This window comes from Paenibacillus sp. J31P13 (assembly GCF_056269295.1).
Genome location: NZ_JBWDNR010000016.1, coordinates 49,604 through 66,450, shown reverse-complemented (window position 1 = coordinate 66,450; position 16,847 = coordinate 49,604). Strand labels below are relative to the sequence as shown.

Below are 16,847 nucleotides of genomic sequence, written 5' to 3'. Positions count from 1 at the left end.
CCGATTATTGGATCGACTTCGGTTTAGCTTGAACAAGCAGCTCCTGAAGCTGTTCTTGTCCAAATGTATACGCTTCGTTGCAAAATTGGCAAACGACTTCCGCTTTTCCGTCTTCTTCAATTATTTGTTGAAGTTCATGCTCTCCCAAGCTGAGAAGAGTCTGCTCTACACGTTCTGAGGAACAAAAACATTTGAACTTTAATTCCATCGTATCGTGAATCTGAAGGTCCTCGCCAACAATAAAGCGCAATATCCCCTCAGGTGTTTCCCCTTGATCCAGCAATGCTGTCACCGATGGCATATTTCCCACCGCCTGCTCGAGCTTTGTAATTTCAGCATCCGTCAGACCAGGCATCAATTGAACGATGAAGCCTCCGGCGTGAATGACAGAATTATCGGTATTGACCAAAACCCCAAGCCCTACTGCAGAAGGTGTTTGCTCTGAAACAGCAAAGTAATAGGTAAAGTCCTCGCCTAGTTCACCTGAAACGATGGGAACACTGCCTCGATAAGGCTCCTTCATGCCTAAATCCTTACTGATATGAAGATGTCCGCTCCGCCCTACCGCTCCAGCAACATCAAGCTTGCCTTGCGCATTGCTGGCAAGATGAACATGGGGGTGATCGACATAACCACGCACTTCACCATCCGCATCAGCATCAACAACGATTTGACCAAGCGGTCCATCGCCCTTCACTTGAATAGTAAGCTTCTCTTTTCCTTTCAGCATAGCGCCCATAATGGCACCCGCTGTCAGCGTACGCCCAAGAGCAGCCGTTGCTGTTGGATAAGTATCATGCCGTTGACGCAGCTCCTCCACAAGCTGAGTCGTGCGAGCCGCAAATACTCGTATCTTCCCATTCCATGCTGTCCCTCGGACAAGCACGTCCTTCAGCTGATTATCCATTAAAACCCCTCCTGATTGCGTTCATAGATGATTCTTAAGCCCTCAAGCGTAAGAAGTGGATCAACCTCTTCTATCGTCTCCGATTCAGAAGCAATTAACTCTGCTAAGCCTCCAGTTGCAATGACGCGCGGTGAGACTCCAAATTCACTCCGAATACGTTTTACAATTCCGTCCACTTGTCCTGCATATCCGAAAATAATTCCTGCCTGCATGGAAGTTACAGGATTTCGGCCAATTACACTTTTCGGCTTAACGAGCTCAATACGCGGCAGCTTCGCTGCTCGCTGATAGAGCGCCTCAGTAGAAATGCCGATACCAGGGACAATAGCACCACCTAGATAATTGCCGCCTTCGTCTATGTAATCAAATGTAGTGGCTGTTCCGAAATCAACAACAATCAACGGTGAACCGTATTTCACAATGCCCGCCACCGAATTAACGATGCGATCGGCGCCTACTTCACGCGGATTTTCATAGCGAATATTTAGACCGGTTTTGACACCAGGACCTACGACAAGAGGTGTTTTACGCAAATATTTCAAACATAGCTGCTCTAGCGTCCGCATCAAAGGAGGAACGACCGAGGATATAATGACACCATCCATTTGTTCCAGCTTCACACCTGCATAATGAAAGAGATTGTGAATCGATATCCCGTACTCATCCACAGTAGCCGAACGATTTGTGCTTAGGCGCCAATGATGCATAAGCTCTTTTCCTTTATATATTCCGAGGACGATATTCGTATTTCCTACATCAATAACAAGAATCAAAGTGGACTGCCACCTTTCTTAGCATTCAGATCCAAACTGATATCAAGCGCATGGAATGAATAGGTTAAAGCACCAACGGAAATTACATCAACGCCGCATGCTGCAATTACGTGAACGGTCTCTAAGGAGACACCGCCTGACGCCTCCACAATAACATGAGGGGCACGAGACTTAATGCGCACTACCGCTTCCTTCATCATATTAGCGGACATATTGTCCAACATAATGATATCGGCTCCGCAAGAGAGTGCCTCATCTACTTGCTCAAGCGACTCCGTCTCCACCTCAATCTTCATCGTGTGAGGAATTTTTTGACGCGAAGCTTCGACTGCTGCTCGGATACCGCCTGCGCCCTTTATATGGTTGTCCTTGATCATGACGGCATCATATAGCCCAAAGCGATGGTTTGCACCGCCTCCAACACGTACTGCATATTTCTCGAGCATACGGTGTCCCGGTGTTGTTTTGCGTGTGTCTACCAGTCTAACCGGCAGACCTTCCAGCGCATCAACAAAAGCGCGTGTCTTCGTCGCAATACCCGAGAGCCGCTGCATCAAGTTAAGAGCAAGCCGCTCGCCAATCAACAGACTATGCGTGCTGCCTTCTACGATAGCAATAATTGTACCCTTATTTACCTGGTCGCCATCTTGCACCTGCTGTTCAAACACAAGTGAAGGGTCTACCACATTAAAAACAAGCTTAGCGATCGGAAGACCGGCAATAATTCCGTTCTCCTTCACATGGATTACCGCTTTTGAGCGAGAGTCCTTTGGAATTGTTGTTTCAGTTGTAATGTCGCCGCTGCCTACATCCTCTGCAAGCCAGCCTCGAATTAGCTCACGCACGACAGCATCATATCCGCCCGTTGTCCATTCATACATCTTCTATTCGCTCCTCCGTCAATCCATATAGACGGTGCAATACCGTATGCTTTCTCCACATTAAATCATCGCGCGCAGGGAAATCTTCTCGATAATGTGCCCCGCGGCTCTCTTCCCGCTGCAGCGCACTTTCAGTAGTCAGTAAAGCGCAAGTCAACAGGTTCGCAAATTCATACTCTTCCTGCTCCGTCAAAATGGATTGGAAAATAGGCAGCTGCCGCTTCAACTCCTCGAGACCCTTCTCAAGGCCTTTCCCATTACGGCGCAGCCCTACATATCTAACCATAATTTTCTGCAGCTTAAGTCTTCTTTCAACAACCGCTTGTATGGATGTATTGCTATGCTCCACATCATTTTGAATAATGGGATCAATCTCACATTCTGAAAGCTCATCAATCCGCTTAACAATTCGTCTTCCAAAAACAATAGCTTCAGAAAGCGAGTTGCTCGCAAGTCGATTAGCACCATGTACACCCGTCGAAGAAACTTCTCCGCAAGCAAACAAACGTTTAATGTTTGTTTCCCCATTTATGTCCGTTTTCACTCCGCCCATCATATAATGCATTGCAGGCGCGACCGGAATCCAGTCAGAAGTCAGGTCGAGACCATATTTTAAACAATACTCATATATAGTAGGGAAACGATGCTTAACCATATCCGGTGATTCATGCGTAATATCAATATAAACGAAGGTCGATTTCGTCTCTTCCATTTCACTAACGATTGCCCTCGCTACCACGTCTCTTGGCGCAAGCTCCAACTGTTCGTGATATCGCTCCATGAAGCGCTCCCCTTTAATATTGCGAAGAAATGCCCCCTCACCGCGAACCGCTTCTGAAATAAGAAAACGCGGCGCTCCTGGGTAACAAAGCGATGTCGGATGGAATTGAATAAACTCCGCGTCTCTAATAAATGCCCCTGCTCGATAAGCCATCGCAATGCCATCACCGGTTGCAACCTCAGGATTGGTCGTATAGCGATAGAGCTGTCCTGCGCCGCCTGAGCTCAGGATTACCGCTTTACCCTTTACATACAAGCGCTGTCCACTTGGCTTCTGTACGATAACGCCGCAGCATTCGCCATCTTGAGTTACTAAGTCAATGACAAAATGATCATCCCATACTTCGATTTTCGGGTTTGCTACCGCATTCTCGGACAAAGCACGAACGATCTCAAAGCCAGTTGCATCTCCATTAGCATGCAAAATACGACGCTGACTATGCGCGCCCTCTTGGGTAAGCGCAAATTCGCCATTTTCCAAATCGAATTGCGTACCCATTTTGATTAAGCTGCGTACACCTTTCGGTCCCTCATGAACAAGTACGTCCACAGCTTCCTGGGAGCAAAGACCAGCGCCTGCTATAAGCGTGTCCTGTAAATGGTATGCAGGTTTATCATCATCGGAAATAACAGCAGCGATACCGCCCTGCGCATAACGCGTATTGCTATCTAACAAAGACTTTTTCGTAATCATAAGCACAGAGTTGTTCTCACTTGAACGTATAGCGGTAAAAAGACCGGCAATGCCGGCCCCGATTACGATGACGTCTTTTTCAATAACAGGCAGTTCTTTTAGGTTCACATCTATGAGATATCTGGGAATCATCGTAGACCCTCCAAGCATAGGAGTAGCGCATACTACTTCACGAGTAGCATGCGCTCTAAGGATAGACGGGCTTGGTCAGCAACATGTGGCGGTACATAAATTTGCGGCTGCATCGTTTCAAGAGCTTTCACGAGCTTCTTCAAATTGTTTACCTTCATGTTTGGACAAACCAAATATTTGGATGCAAAATGGAACGTTTTACCCGGACTGTCTAGACGCAGCTGATAACCCGTACCATCCTCAGTTCCAACGATGAACTCTTGGCATTCTGATTCTTTACAATATTTTAAGATTGCGGTTGTACTGCCTACAAAATCACCAAGCGCTACAACTTCTGGCCGGCATTCAGGGTGTACAACAAATTGCGCATTCGGATACTTCACTTTCATTTCCTCTACATCTTTGACGGTAAGCATGTCATGCGTGTTGCAGTAACCTTCCCAGATAATCATTTTCTTATCTGTGTTCTGCTGCACATAATGACCAAGGTTTTTATCAGGAACCCAAATAACTTCGTCACCTTCAACGGAATTGACAACCTTAACGGCATTCGCTGAAGTACAGCAAATGTCTGTTTCTGCTTTGATTTCTGCAGATGAGTTAATATACGTTACCACTTTGGCATTAGGATGCTGTGCCTTCAACTTGCGCAAGCCGTCCACGCTAACCATATCCGCCATCGGACAACCAGCGCGCTCATCAGGGATAATGACTGTTTTATTTGGCGCCAAAATTTTTGCGCTCTCTCCCATAAAGTGAACGCCGCAAAAGACGATAACTTCAGCATCCGTTTGAGCCGCTTTCTGCGCTAACAGAAAAGAATCTCCACGGAAATCCGCTACCTCTTGAATTTCATCACGCTGATAATAATGAGCCAAAATGATAGCATTACGTTCTTTCTTCAACTGTAACAACCGCTCACGCAGCTCACGGTTTTGTTCCGCCTTGCGTTCCAGTGCCAGTGCTTCCACAGTAGATCCTCTCCTCTTATGAGCGATGGGACTAGTACCCATTTCGTTATCGGCAAATACAACTTTGTGAATTGATGCACAAACTTAGAAAGCCGCTTGCCTTAAATTTAAACCAAAGGGATAAATTCATTGATTAAATCAAATTTACACTTGGTAGATGATGCTGTCAATGTATTAAAGGCCATTTTACGGCGCCAAGGATAAAATATTTTCAATAGGTCCTTTAGACGAGAATCGCTCCAGCACATTTAAGCTTGTACAGCGACTAAGCTGGGAGGCGAAGCCTGCGCTCAGATAAAAAAAGACATCGTCCCCTTAGAGGAACGATGTCTTTCCGATATTACATTTAGCGTTTTGCAGGATCATAAGGCTGACCAAGTGCTGCAGGAGCATTCGATCTACCGACAGCGCCTGCTAATACTACCAGCGTCAGTACGTATGGCAGCATATAGAAAAATTCTGCTGGAATTTCTTTTGCAAAGGCAAATTGCTGAGTAAAGCTCCGAAGCGCTTGGGCTAAGCCGAAGAACATGGCTGCTCCAACGACACCCAGTGGATTCCATTTACCAAATATAAGCGCAGCGAGAGCAATAAACCCTTGCCCTGAGATCGTGTTGTGCGCAAAGCTGCTTGTCGTTGTCAGCGTAATGGTCGCACCGCCAAGTCCTGCAAGCGCACCACTTAGCAGAACACCGATATAACGGTATTTCGTTACGCTGATCCCAACCGTATCCGCTGAGCTTGGATGCTCACCCACTGCGCGCAAGCGCAAGCCAAACGGTGTCCGGAATAGAATGAAGTAACTAATAACCGCTAATATAATAACGATATACGTGGTCGGATAAGCCGTAAAGATTCCTTTTCCAAGCAAAGGAATATCCGACAAGTAAGGAATTTTCATTTTATGGAATACATGCTCTAGCTGCGGTGTTTGTCCCGAGCCGTTGTATAAGCTCTTTGTTAAATAAAGAGCTAGTCCGAGCGAGAAAATATTAATAACAACACCGACAACGGTCTGATCTGCACGGAATGTTATCGTAGAAACCGCATGAAGAAGCGAGACCAGCAAGCCATATATCGCTGCCGCTATGAGGCCTATCCACGGTGCAGTATTACCCATCCCAGCTTGAATGGCATATTCCGTTGCAACCGCTGCTGCGAATGCTCCCGATACCATCAAGCCCTCAAGCCCGATATTAACAACGCCTGAACGCTCTGAGTACATGCCGCCGAGTGCTGTGAATATTAGGGCGGTGGAAAACACTAGCGTCGTATTAATAAGCTGTCCAATGATATCTAATACGTTCATTTTACACCGTCTCCTTCCGCTTGCTCGCACGTTTATTTAGAAAAGGCTTCAAGAACCACTTCACGAGGCCGTGCGAAGCAACGAAGAAAATAATAGAGCCGATGACGATTCGAACAACCTCAGGCGGTACGCCTGCACCAAAGCTCATGCCGGCTGAACCGTAACTGAGTCCTCCAAACAATACAGCACCCAGTACAACACCTATAGGCGTATTGCCACCGAGCAGCGCAACAGCAATTCCATCAAATCCATAGCCAGGCGATGCAGCCATAACCGTCTGATTACCGAAGACGCCTAATATTTCGAATACGCCGCCCAGTCCCGCGAACATACCGCTTATAAACATGGACTTCACCATCGTTACCTTAACATTCATTCCGGCATACATAGCCGCGTCTGGATTATGTCCAACAGCACGAAGCTCATAGCCCTGCTTCGTCCGCCATAACACGACATAGAAGACGACGACGCCTATCAACGCTATAACGGTACCCCAATGCATACGTGCATTGTCTGTTAATTTAATAAGCCAATCAATCTTTACCAAAGCAGATTCATGTACCATCTTTGACTTCTGTGTCCCTTCCATGAGAAGGAACCTCGTGACAATAAAGTTGGACAAGAACAAGGCAATCCAGTTCAGCATAATAGAAGATATAACTTCATTTACACCGCGCTTAGCCTTCAAATAACCCGCAATCCCTGCCCATAAACCGCCGAATACAGCTCCTGCAATAATAGCAAGCGGGGCATGGATATACCAAGGCAGATCAAGTAGAACACCGATAATTGTCGCACCGGTCATACCCATTACAAATTGTCCTTCAACACCGATATTGAAAAGCCCGGTACGGAAAGCAAAGGAAACAGCTAGACCTGTGAAAATTAGCGGAGTAATGGCTCGAACAGCTTCCCCCATATTATAGGGTGAACTAAATAGTCGATCGAGGAGCGATGAATACGCAAGTATAGGATCATACCCTCCAGCAAGCATGACGATTGCCCCTACCAATAGACCGAGTATAATGGCCACAGCAGGAATGAGCAGGGATGATTTATTAAACAACTTTTTTAACGTTTCCATATGTGCTATCCCTGCCTTCCTGTTGCGGATTCAACTGATTTATTGCCTGCCATTAATAGACCAAGCTGCTGATCATCACGTTTCTCCGCGTCAACCTCGCCGATTTGCTTGCCTTCATACATAACGAGTATCCGATCCGATAGTGCATAAAGCTCATCCAACTCAAAGGATACGAGTAAAATGGCTTTTCCTTCATTCCTAGCTTGAACCAATCGATTATGTACAAACTCAATGGCTCCGATATCAAGTCCCCGAGTCGGTTGAACAGCAATTAACAAATCAGGGTCCTTATGCAGCTCGCGTGCAATGATTGCTTTTTGTTGATTTCCGCCTGATAAATCCCTAGCAAAAGCTTGTATGCCTGAGCCACGAACATCAAATTCATCAACAAGCTTTACGGACAGCTTATCCATTGCGTTATAATCAATCAAACCGTAACGCCCAAATTCAGGCTCGAAATAACTACCCAGAATCATGTTCTCACTAAGTGTAAAATCGAGAACAAGACCATGCTTATGCCGATCCTCTGGAATGTGACCGACGCCAGCAACCGAAATTTGACGAGGTGTTTGATTGGTTATGTCTTTCCCATTCAGCTTTACGCTGCCTCCATCGGCTTTGCGCATACCGGTAATGGCATAAATAAGCTCACTTTGTCCATTGCCGTCAACACCTGCAATCCCGACAATTTCACCAGCTCTAATCTTTAGATCCATACCGTCAAGCTCATGCTTGCCCTGATCGCCCTTCATCTGTAAGGAATCTACCGACAGAATAACATCCCCCGGCTTGCTCTTCGTCTTCGTAATCTCAAAGGATACATCTCGTCCTACCATAAGCTCCGCCAGCTGCTGCTCGTTCGTTTCCTTCGTAGTGACGGTTTTGATCACCTTGCCGCGTCTTATAACCGTTACCGAATCAGCAAGCGCCATAACTTCCTTCAGCTTATGCGTAATAATAATGATCGACTTGCCTTCAGCAGCTAGGTTACGAATAATTTCAATTAACTCTTCAATTTCTTGTACAGTTAGAACAGCTGTCGGCTCGTCAAAAATGACGATTTCAGCGCCTCGATACAACGTTTTCAATATCTCAACTCGCTGCTGCATGCCTACTGTAATATCTTTAATCCGCGCCTGCGGATTTACTTTCAGTCCATAGCGTTCGGAAATAGCCCGAACTTTTTCATTCGCAAGCTTATAATCAATACTCAATCCCTTTACAGGCTCATTGCCCAGCACAATATTTTCGGCAACCGTAAATGGCTGCACGAGCTTAAAATGTTGATGCACCATTCCTATACCAAGTTCTATCGCTTTAGAAGCTCCTTCAATTACCGTTTGCTCGCCGTTTACCCAGATCTCGCCCTCATCCGGCTGATAGAGGCCGAACAAAATGTTCATTAGCGTCGATTTACCGGCTCCGTTCTCGCCAAGCAGCGCATGGATTTCTCCCTTTTTTAATTCTAAATTAATGGAATCATTTGCTACGAATCCAGCAAAGCGTTTGGTAATGCCTTTTAACTGAACTGCTGCCAAGCTCCGGTCCATTCTTCATCATCTCCCCGGGTTTCTACATCTGTGCGTACACAGGACTATTCTTCTTACAAAAAGGACAAGACCGGCTTCGAAGCCGGTCTTGTCTAATACATCGACATACAATCCTCAAACAAAGGATACCTTCGTAAGGCAAAGATTATCTAGTAGTCGGTACTTTGATCTCACCGCTAACAATTTTCTTTTTGAACTCGTCTACTTTCGCAAGCACGTCAGCAGGCACATTTTTTGTTGATGTTTCAGGCAAACCTACTGCATCGTCTTTCAAACCAAGCTCTTGTGTAGTGCCGCCAGCCCAGTTTCCAGCAATTAGATCTTTAGAAACCTTTTGAACAGCTGCATCTACGCCCTTCACCATGGAAGTCAATGTGATTTCATCACCATACTCTAGTGATTGGTCTTTATCTACGCCGATAACCCATACGTTCTTGCCATCTTCTTTACGTGCTTTTGCTTCGTTAAATACGCCATTTCCAGTTCCGCCTGCAGCGTGGAAAATGATATCTGCACCAGCATCATACATTGTAGATGCAGCTAGTTTACCAAGATCTGGTTTACCGAAATCACCAGCATATTGTACATCGACTTTAGCATCAGGGTTTACTGCTGCTACTCCAGCTTTAAATCCAACTTCAAATTTTACGATTACCGGAAGCTCCATACCGCCTACAAAACCGATTTTATTCGTTTTTGTCATCAGACCTGCTACAACACCAGCAAGGAAAGATCCCTCGTGCTCAGCAAATGTTACTGAAGCTACGTTTGGTGCTTTAACTTCGCTATCGATTACAGCAAGCTTAGCATCTGGATTCTCAGCAGCAACCTTTGTCATAGCGTCTTGGAACAAGAACCCGATACCCCAAGTTAAGCTATAGCCGTCTTTAACAAAGCTGTTCAAGTTCGGCTCCATATCTGCTTCGCCTTTACTTTCCAAAAACTTCGTTTGTGCACCAGTTGAAGCTGTTACACTCTCAAGCGCTTCCCATGCGCTTTGGTTAAAGGATTTATCATGAACGCCGCCTACGTCAGTAACCATACCGATTTTGAAATCTTTACCTGTACCATCGGATTCTACTTTCTCAGTATTCGGTTTGTTTGAGCCGCCCTCATTATTGTTCTTGGATCCGCAAGCAGATAGTACAAGTGTTAATGAAACCATCAAGACTAGCATAAAACTAAATGTTTTTTTCATTTTGTTCTCTCCCCCAACTCAATTTTGGTGTTTCCGTTTGCAACCCCTGTTTACCTTCTTATTCTTACTTTTTTTGGCCGCTATTATTTCATTATAGTGACAAAAAATAAAACGTCAATCATTTGTGTGAGCTATTGTGACGCAATAAACTGTGTGTACGCTTCCATGTAATATACATGTAAGTTATGTAATAAATTTCAAACCCTTTTTTACATTTGTTCGTTTCATCAATATTATAGGCTAAATTCGCGCATTAATAAAGAAAAAAAGAAAAGTCGTCTTACTACTGCTCAAAGTAGTAAGACGACCATTTATAAACCTTAGCTTTCACAATGTTGTTAGTTCTTATCCCCATCAGGATCTTCTGAGTCTTCACGTTTCTCCAGTGATGGAGCTTTAATCTCATCTTGCTCACGAGTTTGAATTCTCACCTTAACATCGCCGATTGTTTCAACAATAGGTTCAGTTGTTGGATCTGCACTGACAGTAGAAGTTGAAGCTTCATCGCCAGCGTTTGGAAGTGCACCTGTTTCGATCAGGCTTTTAATTTGTTCAAGCTCAAGTGTTTCAACACTTAGCAATGTTTGAGCAATTAAATGCATTTCCTTACTCTTCTCATTAAGCAGCTTCTTCGCGCGATCATAACAAGCTGTAATGATGCTTTGCATTTCTTGGTCAATCTCATAAGCAATCGCATCAGAGTAGTTTTGTTCATGACCGATATCGCGACCAAGGAAGACTTGACCCTGTGAGTTGCCAAATTGCATTGGTCCAAGCTTATCACTCATACCATATTCCATGATCATGCTGCGCACGATACTTGTAGCTTGTTTAAAGTCACTGTATGCGCCTGTTCCGATTTCGCCAATGAATAGTTCTTCTGCCACACGGCCTGCAAGCAAGCCTGACACTTTATCCAAAAGCTCTTGCTTCGTTACAAGCATACGATCTTCCTTCGGAAGCATAATGACGTAACCGCCAGCGCGACCGCGTGGGATAATCGTAACCTTGTGGACCATATCTGCATGCTCTAAGAAGAAGCCTGCAATTGTATGTCCCGCTTCATGGTAAGCAACAATACGTTTCTCACGATCACTGACGACACGGCTCTTCTTCTCCGTACCAACAATAATCCGATCAATCGCATCATCAACCTCAACCATAGCGATATCCTTCTTATTACGGCGAGCAGCAAGAAGCGCTGCTTCATTAAGTAGGTTTTCCAGGTCAGCTCCGCTGAAGCCTGTTGTACGTCTAGCGATGATATCCAGCTTAACATCCTTAGCTAGCGGCTTGTTGCGAGCATGTACTTTTAGCACCGCTTCGCGGCCCTTAACATCTGGACGATCAACCGTGATTTGACGGTCGAAACGGCCTGGACGAAGAAGCGCAGGATCTAGAATATCAGGACGGTTCGTTGCAGCGATGATAATAATGCCTTCGTTAGCTCCAAAGCCATCCATTTCAACGAGCAATTGGTTGAGTGTTTGTTCACGCTCATCATGCCCGCCACCAAGACCGGCACCACGCTGACGACCTACAGCATCAATCTCATCAATGAAAATGATACATGGAGCATTCTTCTTCGCATTCTCGAACAAATCACGTACACGGGATGCGCCGACGCCGACGAACATCTCTACGAAATCAGAACCAGAAATACTGAAGAAAGGTACGCCTGCTTCGCCTGCAACTGCGCGGGCAAGCAAGGTTTTACCTGTACCTGGAGGACCAACGAGCAGTACGCCCTTCGGTATACGAGCACCTACGAGATTAAACTTACGAGGGTCTTTCAAGAAGTCGACAACCTCGACCAGCTCTTGCTTCTCCTCATCAGCTCCCGCAACGTCCTCAAATGTAATCCGTTTTTTCTCATTGTCATAAAGGCGCGCTTTGCTCTTGCCAAAGTTCATCACTTTGCCGCCGCCACCCTGTGCTTGATTCATTAAGAAGAAGAACAGGACGAAAATGATAATAAACGGAATGATTGAAGTAAGGAATGTTAGCCAAATGCTCGGCTGATCCATCTCCTTATTCACTAATTCAAAGCCAAACTCTTCTTGCCAAGCAAGAATTTTTTCGTCTGCTTTGACGCTGACCCTTGATACAAACTGGTCGCTTTCTGCGTCTGCAGGTTTAGTCTTATATTTACCTGATACAAAATACGTTTGATTCTCGTACTTGACGGCCATCTCTTTCACATTGCCTGATTCAACCGCAGAACGAAGCTGGTCGTATCGCAATCCAACCGTCGTATCGTTCTGTTTGCTTATAAAAGTAAAGATCCCCACGGTCACCAAAAAAATAATTAAATAAAAACCAGTATTACGGATGATCCGATTCATCCCCAACCTCCTCTCAGACGCTTAAAATATTTTACCATAGCATGACTTTCCATAACAATAGAGGTATACGGAGAAGGGCATGTACGGGTGAATCGCTATTATTTTTCGTAAATCTTCGGTTTCAAAATACCAACATATGGAAGATTACGGTATTTCTCAGCATAGTCCAAACCATATCCGACAATAAACTCATCCGGAAGCGTGAAACCTGTATAGTCTGCTTCAAGCTCAACTGTACGGCGAGCTGGCTTATCGAACAACGTAACAACAGTAACTGACTTAGCATTGCGACGCTCTAAAACGTCGATCAAGTAGCTAAGCGTCAAACCGCTGTCGATGATATCCTCAACAATAAGAACATCTCGTCCCTCAACCGTTACATCAAGGTCCTTAATAATTTTCACAACGCCTGATGACTTAGTCGATGCTCCATAGCTGGAAACAGCCATGAAATCAATTTCAAGCGGTACTGTTATTTCTTTAACCAAATCAGACATAAAAATAAACGCGCCCTTGAGAACGCAAATAACGAGCGGATTACGTCCGCTAAAATCTTGGCTTAGCTTTGCGCCAAGCTCCTTAACCTTTTCACCAATCTGCTGCGCATCGTACAATACCTCTTGAATATCGTTTTGCAAAGTATAAATCCCCCTACGCCTTAACTATGTTTATGAGTGTACCAGTGCTTCTTATTCGTTGCTCGCGCGAATGAACAACACGTCTTTCGTGTGCGGTTCGGTAAGCGCATGACTTGATCTGCGTATGCCGGGAATCCATAGCAATTGCCCTGCTGAATCGAACAGCAGCGGATATCGCTCCCTCTCCGACGGTGCGATCTTCTCATCAACGAACATATCTTGCACTTTTTTCGAACCATTTAATCCTAAAACCTGAATTCTGTCGCCCGGTCGTCGATTACGAATAACGAGCGGATAAGTGAGTGCCGATGCATCGAAGCAAGCTTCATATCGTGAAGCAGGCTTGTATTTCTCTCCTTCAGAAACATGAACAAGCTCAAAATGCCAACCGCTTTGCTCAATCGCTAAGCTAGCTGTGAGCCTTCCCACTTCATGCGAAAAGTCACTAAAATCATTGAATGCATGCCGCGATACTCGTACCCAGCGCATAAGATCATACTCACGCGCGCAACGGATACCTGCACCCGCATCCATTCCCCATGTACCTGACGCTTGAGCGGAAGCGGCAAGCCGCATCGTCTCAATTTGCTCGAAGGATATCTTTTCCGTTTCCTTAGAAAGATAACTTAATATTAGTTTAATCAATCTCCTTTGTAAAGCGACATGGAGGCCGCACAAATCGCCGCAGTTAACCGCGCATTCATCAGGGGATAACGTAACGAGCTGCGTAAATAACGCTTCGGTTTGTTTCTCCATCCATTCGTCTTCCGCCCCGGCAACCTCAGCAAGTCGTTGTAGCGACTGAGATAGCTGCGGATTAAATTGAGATAAATAAGGCAAAATATCTAACCGAATGATGTTTCGGAAATAATGACGTTCCTTGTTACTGCTGTCTGTACAATACGGAACTTCATGCTCTTGGCAGTAATTCAGAAGGTCTGACTTGTTCATACGAAGTAGCGGTCGAATAAGTTCCACGTTTTTTTCACGTCTTTTGCTAAGAATTCCAGCCAGCCCTGTTAAGCCTGTCCCGCGGATGAATCGCATCAGCACCGTTTCAGCTTGATCATCACCATGATGGGCGAGCGCAATACTGGAAGCCTTGTAGCGATCAGCGATCTCGTGAAGAAATGCATACCGTTTCTCACGTGAAGCTGCTTGCCCATTTAACTTCGATTCTTTAATATAGGCTGGCATATCAAGTGTCACCGTCTCACAAATAACACCAAGCTTCTTAGCGAAATCCTGAACGACAGCCAGCTCATGCGCAGACTCCTCTTTACGAAAGCCATGATTCACATGAGCGGCTATAACCGATATTTTCCTCTCCTGCGCCAGCAAAGCTAACATATGCAGCAATGCCATTGAATCCGAACCCCCGGAAACAGCTGCTACTATACAGTCTCCCGGCTTCCAAAGCCGGCGTTCCGCTGCAACTCTCTCAAGCTCGTTTCGCAGATTCATATGTATCCTCACCTTCATTTCTGTGCCTTTCCCTTATGCTAAAGCATGTTGCGCAGCAACCAATATACGGATGTTCCAAGAAGTATAGCGGATACTGCAACAAGTCCCTTCAGCCAGCCCGGTATAGCGGAGGGCCTATGTGTGTCTCGTCTATGCATGAGCAATCTCCATGCCGCAGATGCTTCCGCTGCATCATGGAATTGTCCTGCAAAGGCTTTGCGCAGCCAACCATTGACCGGCTTTAAGCCCTGACTCGATTCCGCTATCGCCATAAGCTCTTCCACGGATCGGTTCTGTGGCAGCAGCTCAGTCGTCAACTGATGTAGACGCTTCGATTCATGAAGCTGAATGCAAAGCACCCCAAAGGAAAATAAGTCGTATTTGGCATCCGCTGATCGCGAGCCGCCATTCCAATATCCCCGATCGTAAATTTCAGTAAATTGCCGTATGCCCTTGCCCACTGCAGTGACTCCGCCATAATCCACCAATTCAACACGACCGTAATCAGCAACGAGCACATTCTCAACCTTCAAATCACCGAATACCCAGTTCCCCTGATGAAGCTTCGCCAAATTGTTCAACAGGTTGAGACCAACTAGCGGAAACCATTCCATCCCTTGCTGCTTTAAATAATCGGCAAGCGTCGTTCCCAGTACATAACGCATAATATAAAACGGATATTCCCGTCCATCCGGTCCGTACAAATCATCCACGTCACAGAGAAAATTGTCTTTGCCTTGCCCCTTCTGTTTTGCTATCGACTGCAGTACATTGATCTCCGATTGCAGATCTACAGCGTCTGAGCCAACCTTTAGAGCAAACCAGCTACGATCTCTCTGTACTAGATATACTTTACCGTTTGCGCCCTCCCCTAGCAACTTTTCGATCCGATACCGCCCGTGCCTCCATTTTCCAGTCACCACGGTTCCACGGCGAAGATCAATCTTAAACGACGTAGTCACTCATCATCCCATCCGTTTCATCTCTGCTCTGTCTTCCATAATCACCCTGTCTGTAAAACTGGATCACATGCATGATCGCAGGTCCCGTAGGTGTTGTACCGCCCATTTGAAGCTTCGGAAAAATCGCGTGAACGCCATTTAAATTATTCGTCCAATTCAAGTCCATCACGCAATCGTCACCATTTCTCGATCCAGGAAAATGGAATACAGCTATCTCGCTCTTTCCTTGTCTCGCCTGCAGACTGAGCATTAAATCTCGGATGGCTTCTTCTACGGCAGCAAGCTTCGGCTTCATACTGGCACTAGCATCAATAACAAGCGCCACCTGCAAGCTGGAAGTCTCGCCAAGCTCATCAATTACCCGAACAACCTCTCCGCGCTTCTCCGGAGGAAGCCCTTCAATTGACCCATTGCCAAACACTTGCTTCAATTCCTTCTGCACGGCTAGCTGAATGGTCTGCACGACTGTCTTACGTGTCATCATCTGAACGGTTTGAGAAAGTTGACGCATGTTAACCATACGACTTAACCCACCGCCAGCGCGGGCAATTTCTTCAATCTCTGATGCGCCAAGCTCTCCTACATCCCCATGATCCAGTACGCCGACCACATTAACAGAAATACCTTCAGAACTAGCATGTGCAGCCGCCACCACTGGACTAAGGCCAACGTTCGAGCAACCATCGGTAATTAATAATATCTGTTTCATAATGTTTTACCCTCCTCAAATGCTTGCGAAGCAAACATTAATTTGAAAGCTGCATTCTCAAGCTTCTGCTACAACCTAAATAGCATAGGCTTTCTATTAGCTTTTCCTTTTTTGAGAGGGTTAAACCGCTAGACTATTAAAAAATTGATAAACTCCCTATAGCATTATATTACTTTCATCGGCATATAAAATTTTTGTTTGAATGAATGAGCAAGAAACGTTTCAAAATCAAACAAGCAGGGTATGTATTCATAACAAATAAAGTGACTCATTTGGCCTACTAAGCTGCATGCTCTAACAAGTAAATAATTGATAGGCTAACGGCTTGCAGGCACTTCAGCAAAAAAGAAGCCCTATCGACACCAGCCACAAGCGCTGACGAACAACTAGGCTTCTGATCCGTATTTCTTATTATTCATGCCAAATCATTATTTGAGCGTTTTCAGCATC

14 protein-coding genes are annotated in these 16,847 nt (G+C 45.5%); all 14 read right to left on the bottom strand.

The window, feature by feature from the left end; translation table 11 throughout:
• Positions 1–4 precede the first annotated feature (4 nt).
• Entirely contained in the window at positions 5–907 is a 903-nt protein-coding gene (gene hslO, locus AC0YOD_RS27595; RefSeq protein ID WP_475802557.1) for an Hsp33 family molecular chaperone HslO, read from the bottom strand.
• Positions 907–1,680: a type III pantothenate kinase gene (locus tag AC0YOD_RS27590; protein WP_475802556.1), complete on the bottom strand. Its 774-nt coding sequence runs from the start codon at positions 1,678–1,680 to the stop codon at positions 907–909. The genes hslO and AC0YOD_RS27590 overlap by 1 nt, the downstream gene beginning before the upstream one ends.
• Positions 1,677–2,561, bottom strand: coding sequence for a carboxylating nicotinate-nucleotide diphosphorylase (gene nadC / locus AC0YOD_RS27585; RefSeq protein WP_475802555.1), 885 nt, complete (start codon positions 2,559–2,561; stop codon positions 1,677–1,679). Before nadC ends, AC0YOD_RS27590 begins: the two co-directional genes overlap by 4 nt.
• The gene (gene nadB / locus AC0YOD_RS27580; protein ID WP_475802554.1) at positions 2,554–4,167 is read right to left on the bottom strand and encodes an L-aspartate oxidase; all 1,614 of its coding nucleotides are present in this window, start codon (positions 4,165–4,167) and stop codon (positions 2,554–2,556) included. The genes nadC and nadB overlap by 8 nt, the downstream gene beginning before the upstream one ends.
• Before the next feature lie 32 nt (positions 4,168–4,199).
• Entirely contained in the window at positions 4,200–5,138 is a 939-nt protein-coding gene (gene nadA / locus AC0YOD_RS27575) for a quinolinate synthase NadA (RefSeq protein ID WP_475802553.1), read from the bottom strand.
• A gap of 346 nt (positions 5,139–5,484) precedes the next feature.
• Positions 5,485–6,447, bottom strand: coding sequence for an ABC transporter permease (locus tag AC0YOD_RS27570; protein WP_475802552.1), 963 nt, complete (start codon positions 6,445–6,447; stop codon positions 5,485–5,487).
• Between the two features lies 1 nt (position 6,448).
• On the bottom strand, positions 6,449–7,531 hold the full coding sequence (locus AC0YOD_RS27565; protein ID WP_475802551.1) for an ABC transporter permease: 1,083 nt from the start codon (positions 7,529–7,531) through the stop codon (positions 6,449–6,451).
• Positions 7,532–7,536: 5 nt separating this feature from the next.
• Positions 7,537–9,081 carry an ABC transporter ATP-binding protein gene (locus tag AC0YOD_RS27560; protein WP_475802550.1) on the bottom strand — a complete coding sequence of 515 codons (1,545 nt, stop codon included), beginning with the start codon at positions 9,079–9,081 and terminating at the stop codon, positions 7,537–7,539.
• Positions 9,082–9,226: 145 nt separating this feature from the next.
• Positions 9,227–10,279, bottom strand: a complete 1,053-nt coding sequence (locus AC0YOD_RS27555; RefSeq protein ID WP_475802549.1) for a BMP family lipoprotein — start codon at positions 10,277–10,279, stop codon at positions 9,227–9,229.
• Positions 10,280–10,617: 338 nt separating this feature from the next.
• Entirely contained in the window at positions 10,618–12,624 is a 2,007-nt protein-coding gene (gene ftsH / locus AC0YOD_RS27550) for an ATP-dependent zinc metalloprotease FtsH (protein ID WP_475802548.1), read from the bottom strand.
• Between the two features lie 98 nt (positions 12,625–12,722).
• On the bottom strand, positions 12,723–13,262 hold the full coding sequence (gene hpt / locus AC0YOD_RS27545) for a hypoxanthine phosphoribosyltransferase (RefSeq protein ID WP_475802547.1): 540 nt from the start codon (positions 13,260–13,262) through the stop codon (positions 12,723–12,725).
• 51 nt (positions 13,263–13,313) lie between these two features.
• Entirely contained in the window at positions 13,314–14,726 is a 1,413-nt protein-coding gene (gene tilS / locus AC0YOD_RS27540) for a tRNA lysidine(34) synthetase TilS (RefSeq protein ID WP_475802546.1), read from the bottom strand.
• A 38-nt stretch (positions 14,727–14,764) separates the two neighbouring features.
• A complete protein-coding gene (locus tag AC0YOD_RS27535) occupies positions 14,765–15,688 on the bottom strand; it encodes a protein kinase domain-containing protein (protein ID WP_475802545.1) in 924 nt (307 codons plus the stop codon).
• Positions 15,672–16,397 (bottom strand): vWA domain-containing protein, encoded by a 726-nt coding sequence (locus AC0YOD_RS27530; RefSeq protein ID WP_475802544.1) that lies wholly within the window; start codon positions 16,395–16,397, stop codon positions 15,672–15,674. The genes AC0YOD_RS27535 and AC0YOD_RS27530 overlap by 17 nt, the downstream gene beginning before the upstream one ends.
• Positions 16,398–16,847 lie beyond the last annotated feature (450 nt).